This window comes from Pseudomonas meliae (genome assembly GCF_001400515.1).
GTDB classification, from domain to species: domain Bacteria; phylum Pseudomonadota; class Gammaproteobacteria; order Pseudomonadales; family Pseudomonadaceae; genus Aquipseudomonas; species Aquipseudomonas amygdali.
The window spans coordinates 12,596-37,388 of the sequence record NZ_LJQT01000106.1; the positions used below are offsets into that span (position 1 = coordinate 12,596).

The window sequence follows — 24,793 nt, forward strand, 5'->3', positions numbered from 1 at the left end:
CCTCCCTGAGGGCGGGCGGCGTACGACAGGGCGCAGATATTACTTGATTGCAGGTCGCCAGGGGCCGGGGCGGCCCATGAATACGCGTGCCTGTTCAGCTTCGCGCGCAATTCTGGGACAGAAAGTGTGAAATTTCTGTCGCCAGTTGCGCGCTTCAACGCCTCTCAGGCGGCGTTAAGGCTGACCCGGCCGGTAACGTCAGATCGATTGATCAGTCGTTGCTGGCCTTGCTCACAGCCTGCAGTACGTACTGCGGCAAGGCGAATGCGCCAATGTGAACTTCCGGGTTGTAATAGCGCGTAACAATACCGCTGCCCGTGAAGCGCTGACGCAGGGTTTCCAGTGGCAGTTTGCGGTAGCTCTTGTCAGTGGCGCCCCAGGCAAAAGTCATTGCACCGCCGATGTAGGTCGGGATGGCGGCCTGATAGAAATGCCAATCGGCAAACAGGCCATTCATGCGTCCTGCAGTGGTCTGCACACCGCTCAGTTGCATGAAGGGCGTACCGTTCTGGGTAACCAGAATGCCGCCTTCGTTCAGGCAGCGATGACAGGCCTGATAAAAGTTCTCCGAAAACAGCACTTCGCCCGGACCGATAGGATCAGTGGAGTCGGAGATGATCACGTCGAACTTCTCTTCGGTCGTCGCGACAAAGCGCATGCCGTCGTCGATGACCAGGTTCAAGCGCGAATCGTCAAAAGCGCCACTGGAGTGATTGGGCAGGAACTCCTTGCACATCTCGACCACCGTGGCGTCGATCTCGACCATGGTGATGTGCTCGACGGTCAGGTGCTTGGCGACTTCGCGCAGCATGCCGCCATCGCCGCCGCCAATGATCAGTACACGTTTGGCAGCGCCGTGGGCCAGAATCGGCACGTGAGTGAGCATTTCGTGATAGATGAACTCATCCGCCTCGGTGGTCTGGATCACGCCGTCCAGCGCCATGACGCGGCCCATGCGCGGGTTCTGGAAGATCACCAGATGCTGGTGTTCGGTACGCACTTCGTGCAGCATTTTTTCCATACGAAAGCGCTGGCCGTAGCCTTCGTACAACGTTTCCTGATAATCGCTCATGGGTAAGCTCCCGCTGGGTACTGATGACAGGACGGCCGACCGCCCACAACAAAGGCGCGCATTCTACGTCGAGGAACATGACAGGTCGAACCTCTGTGCAGCGTCTTGCTTGCAAATGCCTTGGCCCATGAACGAAAAACGCCTGATTACTCAGGGTAATCAAGCGTTCGTTGATAACCTGGCGGCTTATCAGATTCGCACGTTGCCACGCGGTCCGAGGATTGCCCAGATGATCAGGCCCACAACAGGCAACAGCACGATCAACAATACCCAGAGAATTTTCTTGCCGGTCTCGGCGCCGCTTTTCAAGACATTGATGATGGCCCAGATATCGAGCGCCAGAATGATCAAGCCGACCAGGCCGTTGAAACTAGAACCCATGGTGTTGCCCCTAATTGAATGCTTACCTTCCTAGGATAGTTGCGCCGTTCGGGGGTTCCGTTGAACCAACCTTATATTCTCAGGCTCCCAACGGGGGTCGACTTCGCATTTCATTCATTATCGCTTTCACCCTCACACAGGTAGCCGTCTTCATGCCAACGCCCGCACAACCCCGAACGCCTTGGGCGACATGGTTTAACCATCTTCAGGGCAGCCCGCTGGTGAGCCTGGGTTTCGCCCTTGCTCTGCTGATCGTCGTCGGCCTCGGCGGCATCAGTCTTTACAACGCCTTCTATGGCACTAGCCAGGTCAACTTCAATCATGCACTGCTGGGCGGCACGGCCGGCTTCCTGGCGACGGCGCTGGGTGCAGTCATGGCGGTCGCCCTGCGCAACGTTTCGCAACGCGCTCAAGACATCATGCTCGGTTTTGCTGCCGGCATGATGCTGGCTGCCAGCTCGTTCTCGCTGATACTGCCCGGGCTGGAGGCCGCCCGGGGCATAACCCACAGTGGCCCTTGGGCGGCTGCGACGGTAGTGACCGGTCTGGGTTTGGGTGTGCTGTTGATGCTTGGGCTGGACAAGTTCACCCCGCACGAGCATGAAAGCGTGGGCCGTCAGGGTCCTCATTCAGAGCGAATCAGCCGGGTCTGGCTGTTTGTCCTGGCGATTACCCTGCATAACCTGCCGGAGGGCATGGCGATAGGTGTGAGCTTCGCCAGCGGCGACATGAACGTCGGCCTGCCGTTGACTACTGCCATTGCTATTCAGGACATCCCTGAGTGCCTGGCCATTGCGCTGGCCCTGCGTGCTACCGGGCTGTCGGCATTCAAGGCAATGCTGGTGGCCATCGGTTCAGGACTCATGGAGCCGCTGGGCGCGCTGGTGGGCCTGGGTATTTCCAGCGGGTTTGCCATCGCCTACCCGCTCAGCATGGGGCTGGCGGCAGGTGCGATGATCTTCGTGGTGTCCCATGAAGTCATCCCGGAAACCCACCGCAACGGCCATCAGACCTCGGCGACGCTCGGCCTGATGGGCGGCTTCGCGGTAATGATGTTTCTCGACACGGCGCTGGGTTAACCGCGCAATGCCTGCAGAGCGGGTGTGGCATGGATGCCGGCCAACGCTGCCAGTTCAAGCACCCGCGCCTCGTCAAGGCCATACACCAGCACCGCTTGCAGTTCGTCATCCAGCGGCTGGCTGAAGTTCATCAGCACATAGCCGCCCATGTCCTTGTTCATGCTGCTCAATTGAATCTGAATCCGGTTGAGCGCTACCAGTGGTTCGACCTTGGCCAATTGTTTCGGCTTGATGTTGAACGTCACGTCCTTGCCGAATGACTGCACGATCTGCTCAAACAGGTCCATATAACTGTCGGCCTGAAACAGCACGGTTTCCGGCAGACTGCCCACCACCACCCATTCGCCCAGCGGAATCGGAAAGGTATCGTCGTAGTTGATATCAGGGTTGGCGGCCAGAAAAGCCTGAGGGTCGGCATACGCCTGCGCGGCTTCATCGGCAATACGCACGATTTCGTCGTCGCCCATGCAGCCGGAGCTGACTTTGCTGATTAATTCGACCAGTGAGTCTTTCATGGGAGCGATCCTGATAACGGGCAAAAAAAAGAGGCGCGAAGGATAACGGTAAATCCATCGCGCCTCTATGTGTTCATGCCCTGAAGGCACTCGGCATCAGGACCGGGCCGGCTGCACACCCAGTTTGATCAGTTGATCAATGGTGACAGTCGCACCCATTGCCTGAGCGGCACCCAGTGCCGTGATGCCCTTGGCATCAGTGGCATGCGGGTCCGCGCCCTGACTGATCAGGTAATCGACTATCTCGTTGCGATTGAACATGGCCGCCATCATCAACGCAGTACGACCATCGGCAGAGGCGCCGTCGACGTCGGCACCGGCCTCGACCAGCAGCCTGACCACTGCCAGATCACCCTTGAACGCTGCGCCAGCGATGGGGCTCTGGCCATTATCGTTACGAATTTCAGGGTCAGCCTTGTGGTTCAGCAGCACACGGACCGCATCCGCATGGCAGTGGTAGCTGGCCAGCATCAGCAGCGTATCGCCCTTGTGGTTGCGCAGGTCTGCGGGCAGGCCTTTTTCAAGCAGACGCTCCAGCATGACTGCATTTCCCTGGCGAGCCACATCGAATACCTGCTCGGCGAACTTGGCGGCTTCGTCTTCAGTCATGGTTTGCGAAGCGCTGATATCTGTATCGGTCATTAACTACTCCTTGGCGCACGGTACTCCGGGCATGCGTTGACCCGGCGTCGATACACACACTGACCTCAAGTCTCGCCAGCTGTTCGATCAGCATCGATGCGGATGCGCAATGCCTGCTCCTGATCACCGCAATCGATGCAATCGATGCAATCCTCCTTCTGCCCGATATCCATCGTGCAGGAAACGGCAAAATGCAGGGCGCACGAAGGGTGTTCATGCAAAATGCACGAAGCCTTAAAATAGAGAATATTTCAAGTCATTGATTTTAAAGGATTTAATTCAAGTGCAAAGACTGGCACAGACACTGCAATAGTACTTCCAAGCTTATTATCCCATGAGCAATGGAGCCGCCAGACATGACTTTTATTCAAGAAAAATTCGCTTCCGTATTCTCCGCCTACACCGTTACCACCCAGCCACGTCCTGATGGTGGTGTTCTGTTGTCACTGCGTACTCACGATGGCAAGCAGATCCGTCGCTCCGTGTCTTATGCTCAGTTGCACACTCCAGTTCAACTGGAATGGGTAATCAGCGCTATCCGCCGCGACCTGGCTGCACAAGCCAGCGAGTTGCCAGCTATTTCGATGCTGCAAAGTCAGCACCGCTTCGACCTGCCGACTTACCACACCCGTTGATTTTCCCGCCGCCTTGACAGGCGGCACCCGCTGTACGCTCTCATCCCTTGTTTGCCGCGATTACACCTTGTTCTCGCGGCTTTTTTTTGCCCGCGTTTTCAGGTGTCGATTACCTGATCAAACCCCGGCAAAGCGCTTCGCCTACCGCCTGCGCCCTATTGGCGACACCCAGCTTGGAATAGATGGTCTTGAGGTGATACTTCACCGTCGACTCCGACACGTCGCGGATCATTGAGATCTCCCAGGCAGTTTTTCCATCCCTGGCCCACTGCAGTACCTCCAGTTCCCGATGGGTCAAACCGCGAGAGCAGAACTTCAAACCCCGCGCAACGCTGTGCAGCACCGGCATGAGACTGCTCATGAGGTATTTTTGTTCAGCGGAGATCGCTCGCCCCACTTCACCCAGCGTACAAACCGACGTCACGCTGTCGGCACCACGGCAATGGTTCATGTAGCCGTAGGAAATGGCCGGAAGCAGTTCGCACGTATCGACGATTTCTTCGTAACACGCTGACACCGGATACTGTCTGAATGCATCCTGCCAGTTCACAAATCCCAACTGATTGCGATAACAGCGGATGACCGGATCCTGGGTGATGAACTCGCGCTGGCGGTAAGCCTTGCCCCAGGCATCATCGACATTGCAGGTAATGAACGTCAGCAGCACCGGCCCTTTGAACTGATAGAACATCGCCCGCTCACTGTTGCATTCGCGCCTTAGCCATTCGAGGGCATTCTCGACGGCGGTCTGGCCGTCGAGTTCGCTGATCGTGCTCACCATCTGCTGTATCAATAAGTCCCTGCTTGCGCTTTCTTTAATAGCACTGCACATCCGCTGCCGCTCCTTATGCGCCCGTGAATCGGTACAGGTGTTGTCCGTGACTCAGGGGGCGATGGGCGCAGAACTTACACGAATAATCGCGTTGAAGAATGACGAGCAGAACAAACAGATTCAACGCACTTTCAGGTAGGCAACGTCCCACTCAAAAGCAGGACGCTCCTTACAGAAAATAGCGTGCAAGCCTTGCGGCAGGCAGATTTGCATGCTTCGGCATCAGGGCAATGCCGTGCACGACAGGCTGATGTCGTTTAGAACGAAGCAGGGTCGATGAGCGCGAAACTGCTCACATATCTGTGACCCGCAAGCACCCCGCCGTCACGCGCCAGACCGCAGGTGATCATGCCAGCGGCCTGCGCTGCGTCGAGCTCTTCGACGATATCCGAGAGGAACAGAATGTTCTCGGCAGGACACTCGATTGCCTGCGCAATCGTCCGGTAGGACTGCGCTTCGCGCTTGGGGCCGGACGTCGTATCGAAGTAACCACTGAACAGACCGGACAGATCGCCCGCCTCGGAACAGCCGAAAATCAATTGCTGAGCCTGAATTGAGCCCGAGGAATAAACGTAAAGCCTGTAGCCCTGTTGATGCCAGTGTTTCAAGGCATCGACAGCATCCGGATAAACATGGCCCTTGAGCTGTCCGGCGTTATAGCCCTGCTCCCAGACCATGCCCTGCAACGCTTTCAGCGGCGTGGCCTTGCGGTCTTCGGCAATCCATTCCAGCAGTATTGCAATAACCCGCTCGACATCGGCGTCAGGCTCGCCGGCCTCGGTGCGTACCGCTTGCAGCTGCGACGCCACTGCCGGTTGTCCGGCGTTTTGCCGAACAAACCCGGGCAGGTGCTTTTTGGCAAACGGAAACAGCACGTCGAAAACAAAACTCACTGCGCTGGTGGTGCCTTCAATATCCGTGAGGATAGCTTTGATGGGCATCAGAATCGGGCTCCTGTCAGTCTTCCAGCCGTGGAAAACGGCCAGCAATGTCTTCACCGGTAAAATTCGCCACCCAGCCTTCCGGATTGTTGAACAGGCGGATGGCAACGAAATGCGGGTTTTCGCCCATATCGAACCAGTGCCGGGTGCCGGCCGGTACGGAAATCAGGTCGTTCTTTTCGCACAGCACGGCGTATACGTAGTCGTCGATGTGCAATGTGAACAAGCCCCGCCCGGCTACGAAAAAGCGCACTTCGTCCTCGCCATGCCGATGCTCTTCAAGAAATTTGGCGCGCAATTCGGCTTTTTGCGGATGATCGCTGTTGAGACTGATAACGTCCACGGTGACATAACCGCGCTCGGTCATCAGCTTGTCGATCTGGGTGCGATAGGCGCTGATCACCTCTTCCTGACTGGCACCGGGGGTGATCGGCGTCGCGGCCTCCCAACGGTCGAACGCCACACCGTGCTCGGCCAGCGTCGAAGCAATATCTTCCAGATGGGTCAGCACCTTGTTGGGCGTGTCAGGGCTTGAAACGTGATAAACGGACAGGCTGCTCATGGCATGAATCCTCGGTTTAGGGCACCACCTTCCGGCTTTTACAGGCCGGTCAGGCTTACAGGCTGGTTTTAATACGACGTTTTCAACGGTTCAATACCGCGCGCATTTTAAGCTCGCATTCAAAAAGAAACTCGAACGCCTCGATCTGGCGCAAGGCGTCGCTCATTTTCGCCCCCCAGGTGTAGAGACCGTGACCGCGGATCAGGTAACCAGCGCACTCGGGATGGGCGTCCAGCCAAGGCTGCACCTTTGCGGCGAGACGGGCAATATCCTGATCGTTGTCGAAAATCGGTACCACGACCTGCGACTGATGAGTGACCACGCCATGAAAGGCCTTTTGCAGCTCGTAATCCTCGAACACCAGATGATCGGCGGCAGTCAGCCTCGACAGCACCGTCGCATTCACCGAGTGGGTGTGCAGCACCGCGCCGACCTGTGGCCTGCTGCTGTACAACTGGGTGTGCAGCAAGGTTTCAGCAGACGGCTTTTTCCCGGGCTCCAGGCTGTTGCCTGCCATATCGGTAGCCAGCACATCGTCAGGACCCAACTGGCCCTTGTGCCTGCCGGATACGGTCAGCAGCGCCTCGGTGGCTGAAAGACGCGCGGAGTAATTGCTGCTGGTGGCAGGCGACCAGCCGCGGCCATACAGGAAGCGCCCGGCCTCGATTATTTCCACGCTAAGTTGTTCGCGGCTCATACACCTTCCTCTTTCTTGGGTGTGATAATCATGATGGCTGCGGCAAAGGCTACAAGGCTGGCAATGGCAAACGTCCAGGCTGGCCCCAGCGCGTTCCAGCTGTAACCGGAATACAGAGCGCCCAGCGCGCCACCCACGCCGGACAACGCGGCATACAGTGCCTGCCCCTGTCCTTGCTGACGCGGGCCAAAGCTACTTTGCACGAAATGAATGGCGGCGGCGTGAAAGCTGCCGAACGTGGCGGCGTGCATCACCTGAGCAATCAGCAGCGCGGTCAGGTGATCGGCAAACAGCCCCAACAGCAGCCAGCGCAATGCGGCCAGCAGAAAACTGGCGAACAGTAAGTACCTGGCGCACGGAGAAACGCTGCAGATTCCGGCTCATGACCATGAACATCAGCACTTCAGCCACCACACCGACCGCCCATAGCAGGCCGATCAGGCCACGGCTGTAACCGAGCGCTTCGAGGTGCAGGGTCAAAAAGGTGTAATACGGCCCATGGCTGAGCACCATCAGCGCGACACTGAGGTAGAACGCCAAGACACCAGGACGCGCCAGTTGCCTGAGAAAGCCGCCCGACACGGTTTCACGGCTCGACGGTGAGGAATGCGCATTCGGCACCCACCAGCTGCTGACAACGATACCGGCCATGATCGCCAGCGCGATGTAAGGAAACAGATCCAGACTGAACCATTCGAACACCCGTCCCAGCACCACGACCGCCAGAATGAAACCGATCGAGCCCCACAGTCGGATCTGACTGTAACGCGAGGTCTGGCCTTGCAGGTGCGCGAGGGTGATGACTTCGAACTGCGGCAGGATGGCATGCCAGAAGAACGCATAGAGCGCCATGACCATCGCCAGCCAGGCATAGCTTTTTTCGACCAGAATCAGCGAAAACGCCAACAACGTGCAGATGGCACCAGACCGCACAATGTTCAGACGCCAACCGGTGTGATCACCCAGCCACCCCCAGAGATTGGGCGCAACGCAGCGCATCAGCATAGGGATGGCGATCAGTTCGCCTATGCGTGAGCTGGAAAAACCCAAGTGATGAAGATAAAGGGCCATGAACGGCGCAGACAGGCCGAGCAAGGCGAAATAGCACACGTAGAACCCGGACAGCCGCCAGTAAGGAAGCTGTCCGCCGGATGTTTGCGTCACGCTAGCAGTCCGCGACCGTGACAGCGCGCATTACAACTGTCCCAGCACAGGTGTGTTGACGCTGACATCGGCGTTCTGACCGCGATGACGCAGCAGATGATCGAGCAACACGATGGCCATCATCGCCTCGGCAATCGGTGTGGCGCGAATGCCGACACACGGGTCGTGCCGGCCTTTGGTAATGACGTCGGCCGCATTGCCATCGGTATCGATCGAGCGCCCCGGCGTGGTGATGCTGGAGGTTGGCTTGAGCGCCAGATGCGCAATGATCGGCTGGCCGGAGGAAATGCCGCCGAGAATGCCGCCCGCCTGATTGGACAGGAAACCCTGTGGGGTCATCTCGTCGCGGTGCTCGGTGCCGCGTTGTGCAACGCAGTCGAAACCGGCACCGATCTCTACGCCCTTGACCGCATTGATGCTCATCAGCGCGTGTGCCAGCTCGGCGTCCAGACGATCAAAGATCGGCTCGCCGAGGCCGGGCATTACGCCTTCGGCTACTACCGTTATTTTCGCCCCGACCGAGTCCTGATCACGACGCAGCTGATCCATGTAGGCCTCCAGTTCCGGCACCCTGTCAGGGTCTGGGCAGAAAAACGCGTTGTCTTCTACCGAATCCCAGGTCTTGAACGGGATCTGGATCGGGCCCAACTGGCTCATGTAGCCGCGAATGACAATGCCCTGGGTTGCCAGGTATTTCTTGGCAATCGCCCCCGCTGCCACGCGCATGGCGGTTTCCCGTGCCGAACTGCGACCGCCGCCGCGGTAATCGCGAATACCGTACTTGTGGTGGTAGGTGTAATCGGCATGGGCCGGACGGAACAGGTCCTTGATGGCCGAATAGTCCTTGGACTTCTGGTCAGTGTTGCGGATCAGCAGGCCTATGGAGGCACCGGTGGTTTTGCCCTCGAAGACGCCGGAGAGGATCTCGACCTCATCGGCCTCCTGACGCTGCGTGGTATGACGGCTGGTGCCTGGCTTGCGCCGGTCCAGATCACGCTGCAGGTCTTGCAGGTCCAGCTCCAGCCCCGGCGGGCAGCCGTCGACGATAGCGACCAGCGCCGGGCCGTGGCTTTCGCCGGCGGTGGTGACAGTGAACAGCTTGCCGAAAGTGTTGCCGGACATGCGGGCGCTCCGAAAAATCAGCCAAAAAACCAGATCGTTAAACCAAGCGCCAGTATACGCAGGCTCGCGGTTCAGTTCATCCTCGAACCTTCTGTCACGCCGCGCGTCCAAGCGAGACTCTCCCCATGATGGCCTTGCGATGTTATCCGGTAATTCCCTGCTTCGAGTACCAAACGCGCTGCGTCTGCTGGCCCTGCCGATAACATTGACCCTGAGCCTAATCGCCGGAACAGCCAGTGCTGCGGCGCCCAGCGTGGTGCAGCGGCCGATCACGGTGGATACCGAAAACGGCAAACTGTACGGCACTCTGCTAATGCCCCGTTCGGACAAACCGGTCCCGGTGGTGCTGATCATCGCCGGTTCCGGCCCCACCGACCGCGACGGCAACAACCCTGAGGGTGGACGCAACGACAGCATGAAACGCCTGGCGGTGGTTCTGGCTAAAAACAATATCGCCAGCGTGCGCTACGACAAACGCGGCGTCGCAGCCAGCAAGGCAGTTACACCGGATGAACGCAACCTGAGCGTCGAGCGCTACGTGGCCGATGTTCAACTCTGGGCCAGAGCGCTCAAAGCCAACCCGCGCCTCGGCCAGCTGATTCTTCTGGGCCACAGCGAGGGTGCGCTGGTGGCGACGCTGGCGGCTGAAAAAGTGGGTGCAGCAGCGCTGATTTCCGTGGCAGGCACCGGACGGCCTGTCGATCAGGTGCTGCGCGAACAATTTCAGGAGCGCTTGCCACCGGATCTGCTGCAACGCAGCAATCAATTGCTCGATGAACTGAAGGCGGGCAAGACCGACGACAACGTGCCCGCCGAGCTGGAAGTGGTATTTCGCCCCAGTGTCCAGCCGTATCTGATCTCGCTGTTTCGCCAGGACCCCGCCGCAGCCTTCGGTGCAGTGCACATTCCGGCGCTGATTGTTCAGGGGCGCAACGACATTCAGGTGGGCGTGGGCGATGCCCTGCTGCTGCAAAAAGCCAGACCGGATGCCGAACTGGCCCTGATCGACGGAATGAATCATGTGTTGCGTATCGTGCCAGACGACTTACAGCAGCAGTTGTTGTCCTACCGCAACCCGACCCAGCCGCTGGCCAGTGAAGTGACCAAGCGGATCCTGGCCTTCATCAAGGCCCTGCCCCAACCAGGAAAAAAATCTGACGTCAGATAATTGCAAACCCTTCAGTCTTCGGATATCAGGCCGATAGCGGTTTGCTGGCTTCTTGTTCCGTTGCAAGTATCCCGGTGCAAGGCCCAGGAAAGGACACCATTATGACTGACGCGAATATCATGACTGAAACCACTGCAGCACCCGAAAGCGTAGAAGCCGAGGTTCAGGCATCGCCGCAGCCGTGGGAAGACGTTCTGCCCGAGAACTTTCAGATGTTGCGTCTGGCACCACAGCCTACCGACCGCGCCACCGGCGGACGGCCCTTGCGTTTTGTGCAGTTTGGTCGTGCCGAGCGGCACAGCAAGGAATTGAGCCTGCTGCGCATCAATGTGCAGCTGCCAGGCCAACGGGTCCGCAAGGAGCAGAACAATCTGGATGTCTGGGCCGATCACGAAAAGCGCACTGTGCGCTTCGGTCCCGAATCAGGCTTGCAGATCGAGCCGTGGAACCGCGGCATCGGTCGTTTCATGATCGCCCATGCCGTGCATTGGGCGCAGAAAAGATGGTCATCCTACAAGATTGAAGGCGTAGCGCTGGCGAGCAAGGACGGCCTGAACGAAGACACACGCCTGCGTCGTGACCACTTTCTGCGCACCTTGGGTTTTGAAGTAGCGTACGCCGATGCCCAGCACATGAAAGGCACCATCAAGGACGTACACGTCGGCAACCTGCACAGCACCTGGAACAACGACAAGGTGCAGATCATCGAAATTCTCGAAGCCTCGCAAATGCTGGAAAAGGCCGAGAAGAACCTGATCGAACAGGAAGTGACCATTCGCCAGCACGAGGACCGGGTCGGCAAGTACAAGCGCGAGGACGCCGGTCTGCGCTTCACGATTGCCTGCCTGGTGACCTTCGCAGTGTTTCAGGCGGGACTGTTGATCTGGATCGCGACCCACCGATAAAAAAGGAGCTGATCTCAGCTCCCCCTTCTCTCAGTCTTCCCTATCAAACCTTCGACTGGAACAACGCCTGATGGTTGCGGCACTGTTCTGCTGTGAGCATGAACACCCCGTGACCACCGCGCTGGAAATCCAGCCAGGCGAAATCAACTTCCGGGTACAGCGCCTGCACGTGTACCTGGCTGTTGCCTACTTCGACGATCAGCAAGCCTTTCTCGTTCAGGTGATCGGCTGCCTGCGCAAGCATACGGCGTACCAGGTTCAGACCATCGCTGCCACAGGCCAGCGCCAGCTCAGGCTCATGCTGATACTCGTCGGGCATGTCGGCAAAGTCTTCGGCGTCCACATAGGGCGGGTTGGACACGATCAGGTCGAAGCGCTGACCCGGCAAACCGTCGAACCCGTCGCCCTGCACGGTGTAGACGCGATCCTCCATACCGTGACGCTCGATGTTCTGGTTAGCCACCTCCAGTGCGTCGTAGGACAAGTCGGCCAAGGCCACCTCAGCTTCGGGAAACACCTCGGCACAGGCGATACCGATGCAACCAGAGCCAGTGCACAGGTCGAGAATCCGTGCTGGTTCGTTGGCCAGCCAGGGCGCGAAACGCTCTTCGATCAGCTCGGCAATAGGTGAACGCGGGATCAATACACGGTCATCGACAATGAACGACATACCGCAAAACCAGGCTTCGCCCAGCAGATACGGCGTTGGCACACGGTCATCGATTCGGCGTTTGATCAGGCGTTGCAGTTCGGATATTTCATCGACTTCCAGGCGACAATCCAGGTAGCTGTCGGCGATTTCCCAAGGCAGATGCAATGCGCCCAGCACCAACTGCCGCGCTTCATCCCAGGCATTGTCGGTGCCATGACCGAAAAATACGTCTTCCTCGTGAAAGCGGCTGACGGCCCACCGTATATGGTCGCGCACGGTACGCAAACGGGAAGTGATCATGGACAAACTCCTTGGAAAGGCGACGAGCTGCTGTAAGACGAGCCACGGTAAAAGTCTGGTTCCGAACAATGCACATTCTTCGTACCCGATAGGCATGGAAGTTTCCATGATTCGCGTACTGCCATCAAGGCAAACCGCCAGCCACCCCCACCGCCAACTGCCCTGCTGGCCATAAAAACCGTGGCCTGCGATGGTTGCCATTCCCAGAACGCCTCAGCCAGAGGACAATGTCACAAAAGCCCCACACCAAGGAGCCCGTGAATGTCCGATTTAAAGACCATGTTCCAACTCAGCGGCCGGGTGCATGCGCCCGCCAATTTGAGCAATGCGACGCTGATCATCATCGATGCCCAGAAAGAATACCTCAGTGGCCCGCTGGCCCTGACCGGCGTCGACGAAGCCCTGGCCAACATCTGCCAATTGGTCGAGAAGGCCCGTGCGGTCAAGTGCCCGATTGTTCATATTCGCCATCTGGGCACTGTGGGCGGCCTGTTCGACCCACAGGGCGAGCGCGGTCAACTGGTGCCGGAGCTGTTACCAAAGGACGACGAACATCTGGTCGAAAAACGCCTGCCCAACGCTTTCAACGGCACCGGGCTGCATGATCTTCTGCAAAAGCTGGGTCATCTGGACCTGATCGTCTGCGGCTTCATGAGCCACTCGAGCATCAGCACCACGGTTCGCGCTACCAAGGACTATGGTTATCGCTGCACACTGGTCGACGATGCCTGCGCAACCCGCGACTTGCCGAGCCCGCACGGCGTCGTCAGCGCGCAGGTGGTGCATAGAACCGAGATGGCGATCATGGCCGACAACTTCGCCACACTGGCGCTGACCAAAGACCTGATCTGATCTGCGCCGGAACGAGTGGTTGTGTGGGCTTATTCACATAACCGCCTATCCCTTGCCGGCTCGTATCATCCCTGAGGCGGGAACCACCCCTTATTCTCCGGGTCACAGCGCCGATACTCCATTGAGCCGATACCTATTGAGGAAAAGGCATGAAAACGTCAGATGGTTTCGATGCACGTCGCCTGCGCCCCAGGGGTCAGGGCAACTGGGGCAAACGCATCGGTACGCTGATCGCGCTGCTTCTTTTGGCGTCAGGCGTGTTGCTGACCGTTGCCGGAGTTTCCAGCCTGACCGTTCACCCGCAGATGCTCGGCGAGCTGAATGCCAGCCCTGGAGGCGCCGCATTTGTCGCCATCGGCGGGTTGCTGGTGCTTTATCTGGGTGTCTGGCTATGGCGCCGCTGCCGCCGTCAACGCAGTGCCAGCGGCTTGAGTATCTCGGCGCACCTGATGAAAAAACACAACTGACTCTGGCGCTTGAACGGTTAGAATGGCTTCCTTCGCGGAGGCCCCATGCAAGACGACGATTTTTCCCTGTTCAGAAGCGAAACGCGCGGCGTAAAGCCGCTCAAGCATGAACATGCCGATGTCGGCAAACCCAAGACCGATCGAAAAATGCTGGCCCGCCTGCGTCAGTCGGCGACTGTGCGCACCGATTCGGTGACCGTCGACGGCTTGTCGGATCAATTCGTGATCGATGTCGGTCCGGAAGATGTCCTGAGCTGGTCGCGTGACGTCGTGCAGGAAGGCCAGATGCGCAAGCTCAAGCTCGGGCAGATCAGCTTCGAAGGCAGCCTGGACTTACACGGCATGAGCGTGGAAGTGGCGCGTGAGACGCTGTGGGAGTTTCTGGCTGAAGCGACCCGACTGGAAATACGCTGCGTACGTGTCACCCACGGCAAGGCGGTACGCCTGGACGGCAAGCGCCCCATGATCAAGAGCCACGTCAACACCTGGCTGCGTCAGCATTCGCAGGTACTGGGCTTTTGTTCATGCCTGGCCAAGCATGGCGGTGCGGGTGCGGGTGCGGTGTACGTGATACTCAGACGCACCATGATGGAAGGACGCGACGAGTAATCCTCCTCGCGCCCCTCTTGCCGGACAGCAATCTGCTGCCCGGCGTATTACTCAGCGCGGGCCAGGACCGCCCGGGCCACCAGGTCCACCCCCTTCATGATGGCCACCGCCGCCGCCATGTCCGCCCGGACCAGGCCAAAACGGCCAGCAGCCGGAAACCGACGACAGTACGATTGCGAACAACGCTATTTTTGCTACTCGACTCAACATCCGGATTCACTCTCTCGACAGGCAATTGATTAATAACCTGCACAGTCAGACAGCGCCGCACCGGGGAAGTGGGTAGCGATCTGGTCGCCAACGTGTAAGCGCTACGATACAAAACGCATAACGCCCGGTTGATTTGCAGCGCTGCCGTGCACCCGCACTCTTGCGTAAGTTACTATGTGCGCCGTCGGCGACGGGCCAGCCCTCGCACCCATCGAAACCCACACGGAAACACACCCCTGTGACACTGGAACAGAATTACACCGCCATACTCGGGCAACTGGGCGAGGACGTCTCGCGCGAAGGTCTGCTGGACACCCCCAAACGCGCCGCCAAGGCCATGCAGTACCTGTGTCGCGGTTACGCGCAAACGCTGGAAGAAGTCACCAACGGCGCGCTGTTCAGCTCCGATGCCAGTGAAATGGTCATGGTCAAGGACATCGAGCTGTACTCGCTGTGCGAGCATCATCTGCTGCCGTTCATTGGCAAAGCACATGTCGCCTACATTCCCAACGGCAAGGTGCTGGGCCTATCGAAAGTGGCGCGGATCGTTGATATGTACGCCCGCCGCCTGCAGATCCAGGAAAACCTCAGCCGTCAGATCGCCGAGGCCATCCAGCAGGTTACCGGTGCACTGGGTGTGGCGGTGGTGATCGAAGCCAAGCACATGTGCATGATGATGCGCGGTGTCGAGAAGCAGAACTCGGCCATGATCACGTCAGTGATGCTCGGCGAATTCCGTGAAAACGCTGCCACTCGCAGTGAGTTTCTCAGCCTGATCAAGTGACCCGTTCAGCCAGCGTTCACGTGCCACGGCGCACACTGAACGTCCGGTCGATTCCCGCCACTGTCCGCAAGAGGTATGACCGTGTTCATGAAAGCGTTAAGAGTCGGCCTTGGCCAGCTCGTCATCGGTATCGACTTCCTGACCCGCCCGAGCAGGAAAAAGCGCGATCCGCAGGCCCAGGCGGCTGTCGCGGAGGCGGCTCAGGACCTGACGCTGTACCAGTTCCACGCCTGCCCGTTCTGCGTGAAAACCCGTCGCACCCTGCACCGTCTCAATGTTCCTGTCGCTTTGCGCGATGCGAAGAACAACGAGCTTGACCGTCAGACGCTGCTTAATGAGGGCGGCAAAATCAAGGTGCCTTGCCTGCGAATCGAAGAAGGCGACAAAACCGTGTGGATGTACGAATCCAAGGTCATTATCGACTACCTGAATCAGCGGTTCGGCGCGATCTGAACACCTCGTGCCCGACGTGCCTCAACGCGGGCAACCTTCCTCGCGGCAGGCGACATAGGCTTGCAACTGCTTGAGGCGCACGCGGGTCTGGTCAGCCAGGCATTGCGATTGCAGCAACGGCCATATGGAGCCTGAATCCTCGGGCTTGCCAGCCTGATACAGGCAATCGGCGTCACGCAGGGCTATCCACTTCAGTTGTGCATCCTTGAACGCCTGCTTTTTGGCCGGCGTCTTCAGCCACGTCATCTGCGCCTTATACTGCTTGTTGAGATCAGCATCGAGCGCCGACAGCTCATTGGCAGCACACTGATTCATGCTGGCCTGATTGGCATCGCAATCCTGAGCCTGTGCCGAGCAGCCGATACCCAGCGCGATGAAAGCGGCCAGAAGTGCTATTGAAACACGCATAAATTTCCTTTTATTCAGCCAATGGGTGCATCAATCCAGCATACCGACATAACCCGGTTGCGCCTTGACTCGATCCAGCCAGCGCCGAATTCCGGTGTAAGGTGCCAGATCGAAACCGCCCTGATGAGCGACATGGGTATAGGCGTACAGGGCGATATCGGCGATGGAGAAATTCTCACCGACCAGAAACGGTGTGCGATCAAGCTGCTGCTCCATGACCGCCAGCGCTCGATAACCGGATTTCTGCATGGCCCGATACTCGGTCATGCGTTCAGCCGGCAAGCCCAGATAGAACTGGATGAAGCGGGCAACCGCCACCGACGGCTCATGGCTGTACTGCTCGAAAAACTGCCATTGCAGAACCTGGGTGCGCAGCCGCGGTTCGCTCGGAAGATACCTGGAACCATCAGCCAGAAAATTGAGAATCGCATTGGACTCCCATAGACAAGTGCCGTCTTCCAGTTCCAACACCGGGATCTTGCCGTTTGGGTTCTTCTCCAGAAAAGCCGGGGTCTGGGTTTCGCCATTAAGAATATCGACCGGCACCCACTCGTACTCACTGCCCAACAGGTTAAGCATCAACTTGACCTTGTAGCAGTTGCCCGAGTTGTAATCGCCATAAACCTTGTACATCGCCTGCTCCCTCGATATGCCTGTATTGCCGGCTCTGATCAGGCGGCTTTCAGATTCTGTGCCGCACGGACCACGGACGCCAGTCGTTTTATGCCTTCATTCAGACGCGCCGGGTCGATATGACTGAAATTGAGGCGCAGATGGCCGTGATTGGCGTCCGGGTCAGCAAAAAAAGGTTCGCCCGGCATGAACGCGACGTCCTGCGCCAACGCGACATCCAGCAAGGTACGGGTGTCCAGCGGCTGTTTCAGAGTCAGCCAGAAGAACAATCCGCCTTGCGGGCTGTTCCACTCGGCCAGGTCTGAAAAATGCGTCTGCAAGGCATCCTCGAATGCAATCCCGGCGACCACGGTAGAACTCGCACAGCGTCAGCAGATGTTCACGATAGTGCTCAGTGCCAATCCACTGCAAGGCCTGCCATTGGCCAAGGCGATTGGTATGTAGATCGGCGGACTGCTTCAGGCGCAACAGGTTCGGAAACAGATCGGGACTGGCGATCAGATAACCCACACGCAGGCCGGGCAATAGCGTTTTGGAGACCGTGCCGGTGTAGATCCAGCTTGCTGTCTTCAGGCCGCTGACAATCGGCCTGGCACTGCCGCCGTCAAAACTCAACTCGCGGTACGGCTCATCCTCGATCAACGTAACGCAGAACTCGTCAAGCAACGCCGCAACCGCATCGCGGCTGGCCTGGCTGTAGCGCACTGCCGAGGGGTTCTGGAACGTCGGGATCAGGTAGGCGAATGCGGGCCTGTGCTGCTCCAGGCGCTGGCGCATGGCAACCAGGTCCGGGCCTTCGGCCTGCAGGGGCACAGTGATGCAGTCGGCACCAAACAGCTGAAATATCTGCAGCGCCGCCAGGTAGGTGGGTGCTTCAAGCAGAATCTCGGTGCCTTTGTCGATGTAGAGCTTGGCCGCAAGGTCCAGCGTCTGTTGAGAACCACTGACCACCATGACCTGACTGGCATTGCAAGCAATACCCAGGGCGCGGGCGTCGGCAGCCAGCGCTTCGCGCAGCGCAGGTTCGCCCTCGCTCATGCCGTACTGGCCCAGAAAAACAGGCATGTCAGCCCACTCGACTTTGGGCAGCATCGACTCGGCAGGCAGGCCACCGGCGAACGACATCACTTGCGGGCGCTGAGCGGCGGCGAGGATCTCGCGAATCAGAGAACTTTTCAGACGGGAAACGCGTTCGGAAAAAGCCATGGCACTTACCTGTAGCCGAGACGAAGGAAAATAAGTCAAACTTGTTGACTCAAATTACGACGCCCAGCCCGGATACGTCAACATGCTTGACTTGAAAAAACCTGCCAATCAACAAATGGCCATGGAAGCCTTCTTCTTCGGCTACCAGGCGTTCACCGCCAAGGCTGATGAAATGCTGGCCAAGCGCGGCTTCAGTCGCGTGCATCAGCGCATTGTATTTTTCATCGCTCGCTATCCCGAACTGAGCGTCAAGGAACTGCTCACGGTATTGGGCGTGAGCAAGCAGGCGCTCAATGCCCCGCTGCGCCAATTGATCGGCATGGACCTGGTGCACAGCACCGCCCCGGAAACCGACAAACGCAAACGACTACTCGGGCTCACCGATGAAGGCGCCCGTTTCGAGCAGGCGTTGCGGCGTGAACAGGTCAAGCTTCTGCAACGCGTGTTCGCCGAAGCGGGTCAGGAAGCGGTGGATGGCTGGATGACAGTCAACCTCGCGCTGGGCCAGACACTGCAATCCGGTGCGTGTCCAATCGGGACTGACGTCGAGTAAATGCCACTGTCGCAACTGTGCTGGCGGTTACTCGTATCGCTGTATCGTAAAGCCGAGTGGTCATGCGTTTAGGCTTGGCGTCCTTTGCTACCTGCCCGCTTCAAGGAACGCCCTGCATGAACGAAACCCTCAAGGCACCATTGCGCCCGCTGACCGACTCATCGCCGTCTGCGGTGGTTGCCGGCTTCATTGCTATGATGACTGGCTGCACCAGCTCACTGGTGCTGATGTTTCAGGCCGGACAGGCGGCCGGTCTGAGCAGCGTGCAGATTTCGTCCTGGCTGTGGGCGTTGTTCATGGGCATGGCGGTGTGCAGCATCGGCCTTTCGTTGCGCTACCGCATGCCGATTACTGTCGCGTGGTCCACACCCGGTGCCGCACTGCTGATCACCGGTCTGGGTGGTGTGGCATACCCGCAGGCGATTGGCGCGTTCATGACCAGCGCGCTGCTGGTTATTCTGTGCGGCGTAACGGGCAGCTTCGAACGTATCGTGCGGCGTTTGCCAGCCTCGCTGGCTGCGGCCTTGATGGCGGGAATCCTGTTCAGGATCGGCAGTGAAATTTTTATCGCCGCCCAGCACCGCACCAGCCTGGTATTGGGCATGTTTTTCACGTATCTGGTGGTGAAGCGTCTTTCCCCACGCTACTCGGTGCTGCTCGCATTGCTGGTGGGCATCGGGATATCGGGCGCGCTGGGCTTGCTGAACTTCAGCGATCTGGCACTGCAAGTCGCCATGCCGGTCTGGACCACTCCCGAGTTTTCCTGGGCCGCGACGGTCAGCATCGGCATTCCGCTGTTCGTGGTGGCCATGACCTCACAGAACATGCCGGGTGTGGCGGTGTTGCGAGCCGACGGTTACTACCCGCCTACCTCACCGCTGATATCGGTAACAGGCTTTGCTTCTTTGCTTACCGCACCGTTCGGCTGCCACGGGATCAACCTGGCCGCCATCAGCGCCGCCATCTGTACCAGCCCTCATGCGCACGAAGACAAGTCCAAACGCTACACAGCGGCGATATGGGCCGGGATTTTCTACGCAATCGCCGGGATTTTCGGCGCCACGCTGGCAGGTCTGTTCAGTGCGTTCCCCACGGAGCTGATGATTTCGATTGCCGCACTGGCGCTGCTCGGTTCGATCACCAATGGCCTGACCGTGGCCATGGCCGAGCCCCGCGAGCGCGAACCCGCTCTTATCACCTTTATGGTGACGGCCTCAGGGCTGACGCTGTTTTCCATAGGTTCGGCATTCTGGGGCATTGTTGCGGGCCTGCTGACCATGCTGATCCTCAATGCACGCAAGGCCGGATAAGCCTGCCTCAAGCGTATGGCAAAACAGCAATCAACTGCGGGCAGCGGCCGATACCAGCAAGGTTCCGGCATCTGCATCAAGTATTGCCTGCGTTCCGAGTGGCAAGGCCTGATTGAGATCTCCATGCCCTACCGGCAAGCCGCCCAGCACCGGAATGCCCAGACTGCCCAGCCGTTCCAGCAGCACATCGGCGGGGCTGATGGTGCCGCCGGTGTTCGCGGCAGGGGTGAACTCGCCCACCGCGACACCCGCCAGACGCGCAAGGATGCCGCAGTTACCCAGATGGGTCAGCATGCGGTCAACCCGATAGGCCGGTTCGTTGACCTCTTCGATGAGCAAAATCGCACCGGTCATGTCGGGCATGAACGGCGTACCCACCGAAGTATCGAGGATGCACAGATTGCCGCCCAGCAACAGGCCCTGCGCGCTGCCGCCGGTTCTGACCTTCGCCGTTGGTGAGGCATGATCGGCCTTGAGCAATACCGGCTCGGTACTCATCAGCACATGGTGCATGCCGCTGACGAACAGGCCACCGCGTTCCAGCTGCGAGGCGACCGGGCCATGAATAGTGGCCAGACGCGCATGGTTCCATAGCGCACCATGTAGTGCGGTGATATCGGAAAAGCCGGTCACCAGCTTGGGGTCACGACGCACAGCGTCCATATCCACCTGCTGGACAATTCGCTGCACGCCATAGCCGCCGCGGTTGCAGATGACCGCACGGATCTCCGGATCAGCCAGCGCGGCATTTAGGTCAGCAAGCCGCTCCTCGTCGGTCCCCGAATAGAATGAGTATTTGCCCAGTGCATGCGGATAGACACGCGGACGCAGCCCCCACCCCTTGAGTACTTCGACCGCAGCGTCGATTTTGCCAGGGTCAACCGGCCCGGCAGGCGACACCAACGCCACGGCGTCGCCAGCGCTCAGAACCTTAGGGTAAAGCGTCGGTTTAGATATAGCTGGCATTACGGTCACCCAGGTGTTTGTCGAGCGACGAATCTAGAGCACAGCCGCAACTGACTCAAGCCCTATCGGCCTTCAGCATGCGTCATCTGCAGATCCGTCTGAACGCCAAAGCCGCAACGGACTCCTATCAATCACATGGATCAAACAGCATTCGCTTGATGATCGCTTCTTGCCTGAGCAACGCGGCGAGCGTTTGAATCCATCTTTGAACCATTTTCTGGAGACCCTGCCATGACTGATCTTTCCAACCGCCAGTTCCTGCTCGCCAAGCGTCCGTCGGGCGATGTGCGCCGTGAAGACTTCACCTATCAAGAGGCTCCGGTCACCGCACTTGCCGAAGGCCAGATACTGGTCAGGAACAAATACCTGTCGCTGGACCCGGCGATGCGTGGCTGGATGAATGACGGAAAATCCTACATTCCGGCCGTAAAGCTGGGCGAAGTGATGCGCGCCCTGGGCGTGGGCGAAGTGCTTGAATCGAAAAACCCGAAATTTGCTGTAGGCGACCATCTGCAAGGCGCACTTGGCGTTCAGGATTACTTCGTGGGCGAGCCAAAAGGCTTTTACAAGGTCGATACCAGCCTTGCCCCGCTACCGCTTTATCTGTCTGCTCTGGGCATGACCGGCATGACTGCCTACCTGGCGCTGCTGGATGTCGGCCAGCCAAAAAGCGGTGATACCGTAGTGATTTCCGGTGCAGCGGGTGCTGTCGGCAGCGTCGCCGGACAAATTGCCAAGCTCAAGGGCTGCCGGGTTGTCGGCATCGCAGGAGGCGCAGAAAAATGTCGTTTACTGACCGAAGAACTGGGCTTCGATGCAGCCATCGACTATAAGTCCGAAGACGTTATGGATGGTTTGAAGCGCCACTGTCCGGATGGCGTGAACGTGTACTTCGACAACGTTGGCGGCGACATTCTGGACGCGGCGCTCAGCCAGCTGGCGGTCGGCGCGCGCGTGGTGATCTGCGGTGCCATCAGTCAGTACAACAACACCACGGCGATCAAAGGCCCGGCCAACTACATGTCACTGCTGGTCAACCGTGCACGCATGGAAGGCTTCATCGTACTCGACCACCCCGAGCGCTTCGCTGAAGCCGGTCAGGTAATGGCGGGCTGGATCAAGGAAGGCAAGCTCAAGAGCAAGGAGCATATCGTCGACGGTCTCGAGACTTTCCCGGAAACCTTCCAGATGCTGTTCAGCGGTGAGAACCAGGGCAAGCTGATCTTGAAAGTGGAATAAAGCTCGCGGGCCGGACACCTCATGCTTCGGCATGGGGTGCCTTGCCTGACGCTGTGCGTCCTCGCGCTCAAGCCAGCTCGGCAACCACCGCAGCCAGGGCCTTTGCCGGGTCAGCTGCCTGGCTGATCGGGCGGCCGATGACGAGATAATCGGAGCCGACGTCCAGAGCCTGGCGCGGAGTCAGAATGCGGCGCTGGTCGTCCTGCGCACTGCCCGCAGGACGAATGCCGGGCGTCACCAGTTGCAACGACGGGTGAGCCGCTTTCAGGGCCTGCGCTTCCAGCGCCGAACAGACCAGACCGTCCATACCGGCCTTCTCGGCCAGCGCGGCAAGGCGCAGCACCTGCACCTGCGGATCAATGTCCAGGCCGATACCGGCAAGGTCTTCCCGCTCCATACTGGTCAGAACGGTAACGCCAATCAGCAGTGGTTGAGGACCGCTGCGCTGCTCCAGCACTTCGCGGCACGCCGTCATCATGCGCAGTCCGCCTGAGCAGTGCACGTTGACCATCCACACGCCCATCTCGGCAGCGGCCTTGACCGCCATCGCCGTGGTATTGGGGATATCGTGGAATTTGAGATCAAGAAACACCTCGAAGCCCTTGTTGCGAAGGGTCTCGACGATATCGGCCGCGCAACTGGTGAACAGCTCCTTGCCGACCTTGACCCTGCACAGCTTGGGATCGAGCTGATCAGCCAACCGCAAGGCGGCTTCACGGGTCGGAAAATCCAGGGCGACGATGACAGGAGTCTGGCAGGCGGACATGAGCGTGGTCTCAGGTAAGTCGAAATCGGCGCGCATTGTAGCCGAACCGGCGAGCAGACGGGACCCGTAGATCGGCATTTAGCCAGTCGCGTCCATAAAAAGTCATGATTCCCTGCACCCGCAGCGACCACTGCTTCGATGGCCTGCACCAAACCTGCACAACCCGATGAATCGGTTCACTGCAGCGTTCTGTAAACGACCCGTTTTGAAGCAACACGACAATGATCAGTGCACTGGCACGGCCTCTGCAACAGGATGTTTCAACGATTACCGAATCTCAGGGAGATGACCATGAGCACGCAACTCAAGCCAACGCTGGGCACGATTCATCTATGGGGGATCGCTGTCGGGCTGGTGATTTCCGGCGAGTACTTTGGCTGGAGTTACGGCTGGGGCGTGGCGGGTACACTGGGCTTTTTGGTAACAGCCTTGATGGTTGCGACCATGTACACCTGCTTCATCTTCAGCTTTACCGAGCTCACTACGGCCATCCCGCACGCGGGCGGCCCATTTGCCTATAGCCGCCGCGCTTTTGGCGAAAAAGGCGGGCTGATCGCCGGTATGGCCACGCTGATCGAATTCGTATTCGCGCCACCGGCCATTGCCATGGCAATCGGTGCGTACCTTAACGTGCAATACCCGGGGCTGGACCCTAAACATGCGGCTGTCGGCGCTTACATCGTGTTCATGGCACTCAACATCGTGGGCGTAAAGCTGGCAGCAACCTTTGAGCTGGTCGTGTGCATTCTCGCCGTGGCCGAGCTGCTGGTGTTCATGGGGGTGGTCGCACCTGCATTCAGCTTCAGCAACTTCGCCCTCAACGGCTGGGCCGGTTCCCAGACCTTCGGGCCGGAAGCGATTGCCGGCATGTTCGCCGCCATCCCCTTTGCGATCTGGTTCTTCCTGGCCATTGAAGGCGCTGCAATGGCCGCCGAAGAAGCCAAGGACCCGAAACGCACCATCCCGAAGGCCTACATCAGCGGCATTCTGACCTTGGTGATACTGGCGATCGGCGTCATGCTGTTTGCCGGTGGCGTGGGCGACTGGCGCACCCTGGCCAACATCAACGACCCACTGCCGCAAGCAATGAAAGCCGTGGTCGGTGACAGCTCCGGATGGCTGCACATGCTGGTGTGGATCGGCCTGTTCGGTCTGGTCGCCAGCTTCCACGGCATCATCATGGGTTACTCGCGCCAGTTCTTCGCCCTCGCCCGTGCCGGTTACCTGCCTGCCTCGCTGGCCAAGCTGTCACGCTTTCAGACACCGCACCGGGCGATCATCGCAGGTGGCCTGATCGGCATCGCCGCCATCTACAGCGATGGCCTGGTCAACCTGAGCGGCATGACACTCACCGCCGCGATGATCACCATGGCTGTTTTCGGCGCTATCGTCATGTACATCATGAGCATGCTCAGCCTGTTCAAGCTGCGCAAGACCGAGCCTGACCTTGAGCGCAGCTTCCGCGCGCCAGGCTACCCGGTGGTGCCCGGCATTGCGCTGGCTCTGGCAATCGTGTGTCTGGTGGCAATGGCCTGGTTCAACATGCTGATCGGCCTGATTTTCCTCGGGCTGATGGCCATAGGTTTTATCTACTTCAGCCTGACCGCCAAATCGCGCGCCGATGCACCGACCGACGCGATGCTGACCGGGCAATAATTCAGAGACTTTCC

Annotated in this window: 27 protein-coding genes and 2 pseudogenes; 13 read left to right on the forward strand and 16 right to left on the reverse strand. The window is 58.8% G+C overall.

The features are described from left to right. Window positions 1-211: 211 nt before the first annotated feature. Window positions 212-1,072, reverse strand: coding sequence for a polyamine aminopropyltransferase (gene speE, locus ALO64_RS04815; RefSeq protein ID WP_004661359.1), 861 nt, complete (start codon window positions 1,070-1,072; stop codon window positions 212-214). A 189-nt stretch (window positions 1,073-1,261) separates the two neighbouring features. Beyond that, window positions 1,262-1,453 (reverse strand): PLDc N-terminal domain-containing protein, encoded by a 192-nt coding sequence (locus ALO64_RS04820; protein WP_002552853.1) that lies wholly within the window; start codon window positions 1,451-1,453, stop codon window positions 1,262-1,264. A 152-nt stretch (window positions 1,454-1,605) separates the two neighbouring features. On the opposite strand from ALO64_RS04820, the gene ALO64_RS04825 reads away from it, so the two are divergent. Then, the gene (locus ALO64_RS04825) at window positions 1,606-2,532 is read left to right on the forward strand and encodes a ZIP family metal transporter (RefSeq protein WP_044343808.1); all 927 of its coding nucleotides are present in this window, start codon (window positions 1,606-1,608) and stop codon (window positions 2,530-2,532) included. On the opposite strand, the gene ALO64_RS04830 is transcribed toward ALO64_RS04825, so the two are convergent. Both ALO64_RS04830 and ALO64_RS04835 read right to left on the reverse strand, forming a co-directional pair. Further along, complete coding sequence (locus tag ALO64_RS04830; RefSeq protein WP_044343807.1) at window positions 2,529-3,047, reverse strand: hypothetical protein; 519 nt, start codon at window positions 3,045-3,047, stop codon at window positions 2,529-2,531. The two genes, ALO64_RS04825 and ALO64_RS04830, sit on opposite strands and share 4 nt — an antisense overlap. 96 nt (window positions 3,048-3,143) lie before the next feature. Then, on the reverse strand, window positions 3,144-3,689 hold the full coding sequence (locus ALO64_RS04835; RefSeq protein WP_044343806.1) for an ankyrin repeat domain-containing protein: 546 nt from the start codon (window positions 3,687-3,689) through the stop codon (window positions 3,144-3,146). A gap of 356 nt (window positions 3,690-4,045) precedes the next feature. Here ALO64_RS04835 and ALO64_RS04840 point away from each other — a divergent pair, with 356 nt between their 5' ends. Next, on the forward strand, window positions 4,046-4,324 hold the full coding sequence (locus ALO64_RS04840) for a DUF3509 domain-containing protein (RefSeq protein WP_044343805.1): 279 nt from the start codon (window positions 4,046-4,048) through the stop codon (window positions 4,322-4,324). A gap of 109 nt (window positions 4,325-4,433) precedes the next feature. Here ALO64_RS04840 and ALO64_RS04845 read toward each other — a convergent pair whose 3' ends face one another. From ALO64_RS04845 to aroC, 6 genes and pseudogenes are all read right to left on the reverse strand, one after another. Continuing rightward, window positions 4,434-5,156: a helix-turn-helix transcriptional regulator gene (locus ALO64_RS04845; protein ID WP_005731492.1), complete on the reverse strand. Its 723-nt coding sequence runs from the start codon at window positions 5,154-5,156 to the stop codon at window positions 4,434-4,436. A gap of 257 nt (window positions 5,157-5,413) precedes the next feature. Further along, window positions 5,414-6,097, reverse strand: coding sequence for an acireductone synthase (gene mtnC, locus ALO64_RS04850; RefSeq protein WP_002552847.1), 684 nt, complete (start codon window positions 6,095-6,097; stop codon window positions 5,414-5,416). 16 nt (window positions 6,098-6,113) lie between these two features. Next, a complete protein-coding gene (locus ALO64_RS04855) occupies window positions 6,114-6,659 on the reverse strand; it encodes a 1,2-dihydroxy-3-keto-5-methylthiopentene dioxygenase (protein ID WP_002552846.1) in 546 nt (181 codons plus the stop codon). 82 nt (window positions 6,660-6,741) lie between these two features. Next, on the reverse strand, window positions 6,742-7,356 hold the full coding sequence (locus tag ALO64_RS04860; RefSeq protein ID WP_005731490.1) for a methylthioribulose 1-phosphate dehydratase: 615 nt from the start codon (window positions 7,354-7,356) through the stop codon (window positions 6,742-6,744). Further along, window positions 7,353-8,520 (reverse strand): annotated as a pseudogene (locus ALO64_RS04865) (MFS transporter). The gene ALO64_RS04860 and the pseudogene ALO64_RS04865 overlap by 4 nt, the downstream one beginning before the upstream one ends. A 30-nt stretch (window positions 8,521-8,550) precedes the next feature. Then, the gene (gene aroC, locus ALO64_RS04870) at window positions 8,551-9,642 is read right to left on the reverse strand and encodes a chorismate synthase (protein ID WP_044343817.1); all 1,092 of its coding nucleotides are present in this window, start codon (window positions 9,640-9,642) and stop codon (window positions 8,551-8,553) included. 139 nt (window positions 9,643-9,781) lie between these two features. Here aroC and ALO64_RS04875 point away from each other — a divergent pair, with 139 nt between their 5' ends. Then, window positions 9,782-10,810 (forward strand): alpha/beta hydrolase, encoded by a 1,029-nt coding sequence (locus ALO64_RS04875; protein WP_044343804.1) that lies wholly within the window; start codon window positions 9,782-9,784, stop codon window positions 10,808-10,810. A 101-nt stretch (window positions 10,811-10,911) separates the two neighbouring features. After that, a complete protein-coding gene (locus ALO64_RS04880; RefSeq protein WP_002552841.1) occupies window positions 10,912-11,715 on the forward strand; it encodes a hypothetical protein in 804 nt (267 codons plus the stop codon). Window positions 11,716-11,758: 43 nt separating this feature from the next. On the opposite strand, the gene prmB is transcribed toward ALO64_RS04880, so the two are convergent. Further along, complete coding sequence (gene prmB, locus ALO64_RS04885) at window positions 11,759-12,667, reverse strand: 50S ribosomal protein L3 N(5)-glutamine methyltransferase (RefSeq protein ID WP_002552840.1); 909 nt, start codon at window positions 12,665-12,667, stop codon at window positions 11,759-11,761. A gap of 261 nt (window positions 12,668-12,928) precedes the next feature. On the opposite strand from prmB, the gene ALO64_RS04890 reads away from it, so the two are divergent. The 5 genes from ALO64_RS04890 to ALO64_RS04910 all read left to right on the forward strand — a co-directional run bounded on the left by ALO64_RS04890 (window position 12,929) and on the right by ALO64_RS04910 (window position 16,042). Continuing rightward, window positions 12,929-13,519, forward strand: coding sequence for a cysteine hydrolase family protein (locus ALO64_RS04890; protein ID WP_002552839.1), 591 nt, complete (start codon window positions 12,929-12,931; stop codon window positions 13,517-13,519). A gap of 149 nt (window positions 13,520-13,668) precedes the next feature. Further along, window positions 13,669-13,986, forward strand: coding sequence for a hypothetical protein (locus ALO64_RS04895; RefSeq protein WP_005731486.1), 318 nt, complete (start codon window positions 13,669-13,671; stop codon window positions 13,984-13,986). Between the two features lie 45 nt (window positions 13,987-14,031). Further along, window positions 14,032-14,595, forward strand: a complete 564-nt coding sequence (locus ALO64_RS04900) for a Smr/MutS family protein (protein ID WP_044343803.1) — start codon at window positions 14,032-14,034, stop codon at window positions 14,593-14,595. A gap of 448 nt (window positions 14,596-15,043) precedes the next feature. Continuing rightward, window positions 15,044-15,589 (forward strand): GTP cyclohydrolase I FolE, encoded by a 546-nt coding sequence (gene folE, locus ALO64_RS04905; protein WP_002552836.1) that lies wholly within the window; start codon window positions 15,044-15,046, stop codon window positions 15,587-15,589. A 75-nt stretch (window positions 15,590-15,664) separates the two neighbouring features. Next, window positions 15,665-16,042 (forward strand): glutathione S-transferase N-terminal domain-containing protein, encoded by a 378-nt coding sequence (locus ALO64_RS04910; protein ID WP_004658436.1) that lies wholly within the window; start codon window positions 15,665-15,667, stop codon window positions 16,040-16,042. A gap of 21 nt (window positions 16,043-16,063) precedes the next feature. Here the strand turns inward: ALO64_RS04910 and ALO64_RS04915 are convergent, their stop codons facing one another. The 3 genes and pseudogenes from ALO64_RS04915 to ALO64_RS04925 all read right to left on the reverse strand — a co-directional run bounded on the left by ALO64_RS04915 (window position 16,064) and on the right by ALO64_RS04925 (window position 18,289). Next, a complete protein-coding gene (locus ALO64_RS04915) occupies window positions 16,064-16,450 on the reverse strand; it encodes a lysozyme inhibitor LprI family protein (protein WP_005782962.1) in 387 nt (128 codons plus the stop codon). A gap of 30 nt (window positions 16,451-16,480) precedes the next feature. Continuing rightward, window positions 16,481-17,083: a glutathione S-transferase family protein gene (locus ALO64_RS04920; RefSeq protein ID WP_002552833.1), complete on the reverse strand. Its 603-nt coding sequence runs from the start codon at window positions 17,081-17,083 to the stop codon at window positions 16,481-16,483. 38 nt (window positions 17,084-17,121) lie between these two features. Next, window positions 17,122-18,289 (reverse strand): annotated as a pseudogene (locus ALO64_RS04925) (aminotransferase-like domain-containing protein). A gap of 82 nt (window positions 18,290-18,371) precedes the next feature. Between ALO64_RS04925 and ALO64_RS04930 the strand changes: the two are divergent. Continuing rightward, window positions 18,372-18,842 carry a MarR family transcriptional regulator gene (locus ALO64_RS04930; RefSeq protein ID WP_004658431.1) on the forward strand — a complete coding sequence of 157 codons (471 nt, stop codon included), beginning with the start codon at window positions 18,372-18,374 and terminating at the stop codon, window positions 18,840-18,842. 116 nt (window positions 18,843-18,958) lie between these two features. Continuing rightward, window positions 18,959-20,152, forward strand: a complete 1,194-nt coding sequence (locus tag ALO64_RS04935) for a benzoate/H(+) symporter BenE family transporter (protein ID WP_044343802.1) — start codon at window positions 18,959-18,961, stop codon at window positions 20,150-20,152. A gap of 30 nt (window positions 20,153-20,182) precedes the next feature. Here ALO64_RS04935 and ALO64_RS04940 read toward each other — a convergent pair whose 3' ends face one another. Beyond that, window positions 20,183-21,118, reverse strand: a complete 936-nt coding sequence (locus tag ALO64_RS04940; protein WP_044343801.1) for a S66 peptidase family protein — start codon at window positions 21,116-21,118, stop codon at window positions 20,183-20,185. Window positions 21,119-21,349: 231 nt separating this feature from the next. Here ALO64_RS04940 and ALO64_RS04945 point away from each other — a divergent pair, with 231 nt between their 5' ends. Then, the gene (locus tag ALO64_RS04945) at window positions 21,350-22,357 is read left to right on the forward strand and encodes an NADP-dependent oxidoreductase (protein ID WP_002552829.1); all 1,008 of its coding nucleotides are present in this window, start codon (window positions 21,350-21,352) and stop codon (window positions 22,355-22,357) included. Between the two features lie 67 nt (window positions 22,358-22,424). On the opposite strand, the gene pyrF is transcribed toward ALO64_RS04945, so the two are convergent. Further along, entirely contained in the window at window positions 22,425-23,123 is a 699-nt protein-coding gene (gene pyrF, locus ALO64_RS04950; protein WP_044343816.1) for an orotidine-5'-phosphate decarboxylase, read from the reverse strand. A gap of 291 nt (window positions 23,124-23,414) precedes the next feature. Between pyrF and eat the strand changes: the two genes are divergently transcribed. Beyond that, the gene (gene eat / locus ALO64_RS04955) at window positions 23,415-24,779 is read left to right on the forward strand and encodes an ethanolamine permease (protein ID WP_002552827.1); all 1,365 of its coding nucleotides are present in this window, start codon (window positions 23,415-23,417) and stop codon (window positions 24,777-24,779) included. Window positions 24,780-24,793: the final 14 nt, after the last annotated feature.

Coding starts and splice junctions, on each gene's coding strand:
- aroC (WP_044343817.1), bottom strand. CDS start 9,642: ATGTCCGGCAACACTTTCGGCAAGCTGTTCACTGTCACCACCGCCGGC.
- ALO64_RS04940 (WP_044343801.1), bottom strand. CDS start 21,118: ATGCCAGCTATATCTAAACCGACGCTTTACCCTAAGGTTCTGAGCGCT.
- ALO64_RS04920 (WP_002552833.1), bottom strand. CDS start 17,083: ATGTACAAGGTTTATGGCGATTACAACTCGGGCAACTGCTACAAGGTC.
- ALO64_RS04860 (WP_005731490.1), bottom strand. CDS start 7,356: ATGAGCCGCGAACAACTTAGCGTGGAAATAATCGAGGCCGGGCGCTTC.
- ALO64_RS04825 (WP_044343808.1), top strand. CDS start 1,606: ATGCCAACGCCCGCACAACCCCGAACGCCTTGGGCGACATGGTTTAAC.
- ALO64_RS04915 (WP_005782962.1), bottom strand. CDS start 16,450: ATGCGTGTTTCAATAGCACTTCTGGCCGCTTTCATCGCGCTGGGTATC.
- ALO64_RS04840 (WP_044343805.1), top strand. CDS start 4,046: ATGACTTTTATTCAAGAAAAATTCGCTTCCGTATTCTCCGCCTACACC.
- ALO64_RS04935 (WP_044343802.1), top strand. CDS start 18,959: ATGAACGAAACCCTCAAGGCACCATTGCGCCCGCTGACCGACTCATCG.
- ALO64_RS04855 (WP_002552846.1), bottom strand. CDS start 6,659: ATGAGCAGCCTGTCCGTTTATCACGTTTCAAGCCCTGACACGCCCAAC.
- mtnC (WP_002552847.1), bottom strand. CDS start 6,097: ATGCCCATCAAAGCTATCCTCACGGATATTGAAGGCACCACCAGCGCA.
- ALO64_RS04945 (WP_002552829.1), top strand. CDS start 21,350: ATGACTGATCTTTCCAACCGCCAGTTCCTGCTCGCCAAGCGTCCGTCG.
- ALO64_RS04830 (WP_044343807.1), bottom strand. CDS start 3,047: ATGAAAGACTCACTGGTCGAATTAATCAGCAAAGTCAGCTCCGGCTGC.
- ALO64_RS04930 (WP_004658431.1), top strand. CDS start 18,372: ATGCTTGACTTGAAAAAACCTGCCAATCAACAAATGGCCATGGAAGCC.
- speE (WP_004661359.1), bottom strand. CDS start 1,072: ATGAGCGATTATCAGGAAACGTTGTACGAAGGCTACGGCCAGCGCTTT.
- eat (WP_002552827.1), top strand. CDS start 23,415: ATGAGCACGCAACTCAAGCCAACGCTGGGCACGATTCATCTATGGGGG.
- ALO64_RS04910 (WP_004658436.1), top strand. CDS start 15,665: ATGACCGTGTTCATGAAAGCGTTAAGAGTCGGCCTTGGCCAGCTCGTC.
- ALO64_RS04880 (WP_002552841.1), top strand. CDS start 10,912: ATGACTGACGCGAATATCATGACTGAAACCACTGCAGCACCCGAAAGC.
- prmB (WP_002552840.1), bottom strand. CDS start 12,667: ATGATCACTTCCCGTTTGCGTACCGTGCGCGACCATATACGGTGGGCC.
- pyrF (WP_044343816.1), bottom strand. CDS start 23,123: ATGTCCGCCTGCCAGACTCCTGTCATCGTCGCCCTGGATTTTCCGACC.
- ALO64_RS04835 (WP_044343806.1), bottom strand. CDS start 3,689: ATGACCGATACAGATATCAGCGCTTCGCAAACCATGACTGAAGACGAA.
- ALO64_RS04845 (WP_005731492.1), bottom strand. CDS start 5,156: ATGTGCAGTGCTATTAAAGAAAGCGCAAGCAGGGACTTATTGATACAG.
- ALO64_RS04900 (WP_044343803.1), top strand. CDS start 14,032: ATGCAAGACGACGATTTTTCCCTGTTCAGAAGCGAAACGCGCGGCGTA.
- ALO64_RS04820 (WP_002552853.1), bottom strand. CDS start 1,453: ATGGGTTCTAGTTTCAACGGCCTGGTCGGCTTGATCATTCTGGCGCTC.
- ALO64_RS04875 (WP_044343804.1), top strand. CDS start 9,782: ATGTTATCCGGTAATTCCCTGCTTCGAGTACCAAACGCGCTGCGTCTG.
- ALO64_RS04890 (WP_002552839.1), top strand. CDS start 12,929: ATGTCCGATTTAAAGACCATGTTCCAACTCAGCGGCCGGGTGCATGCG.
- ALO64_RS04895 (WP_005731486.1), top strand. CDS start 13,669: ATGAAAACGTCAGATGGTTTCGATGCACGTCGCCTGCGCCCCAGGGGT.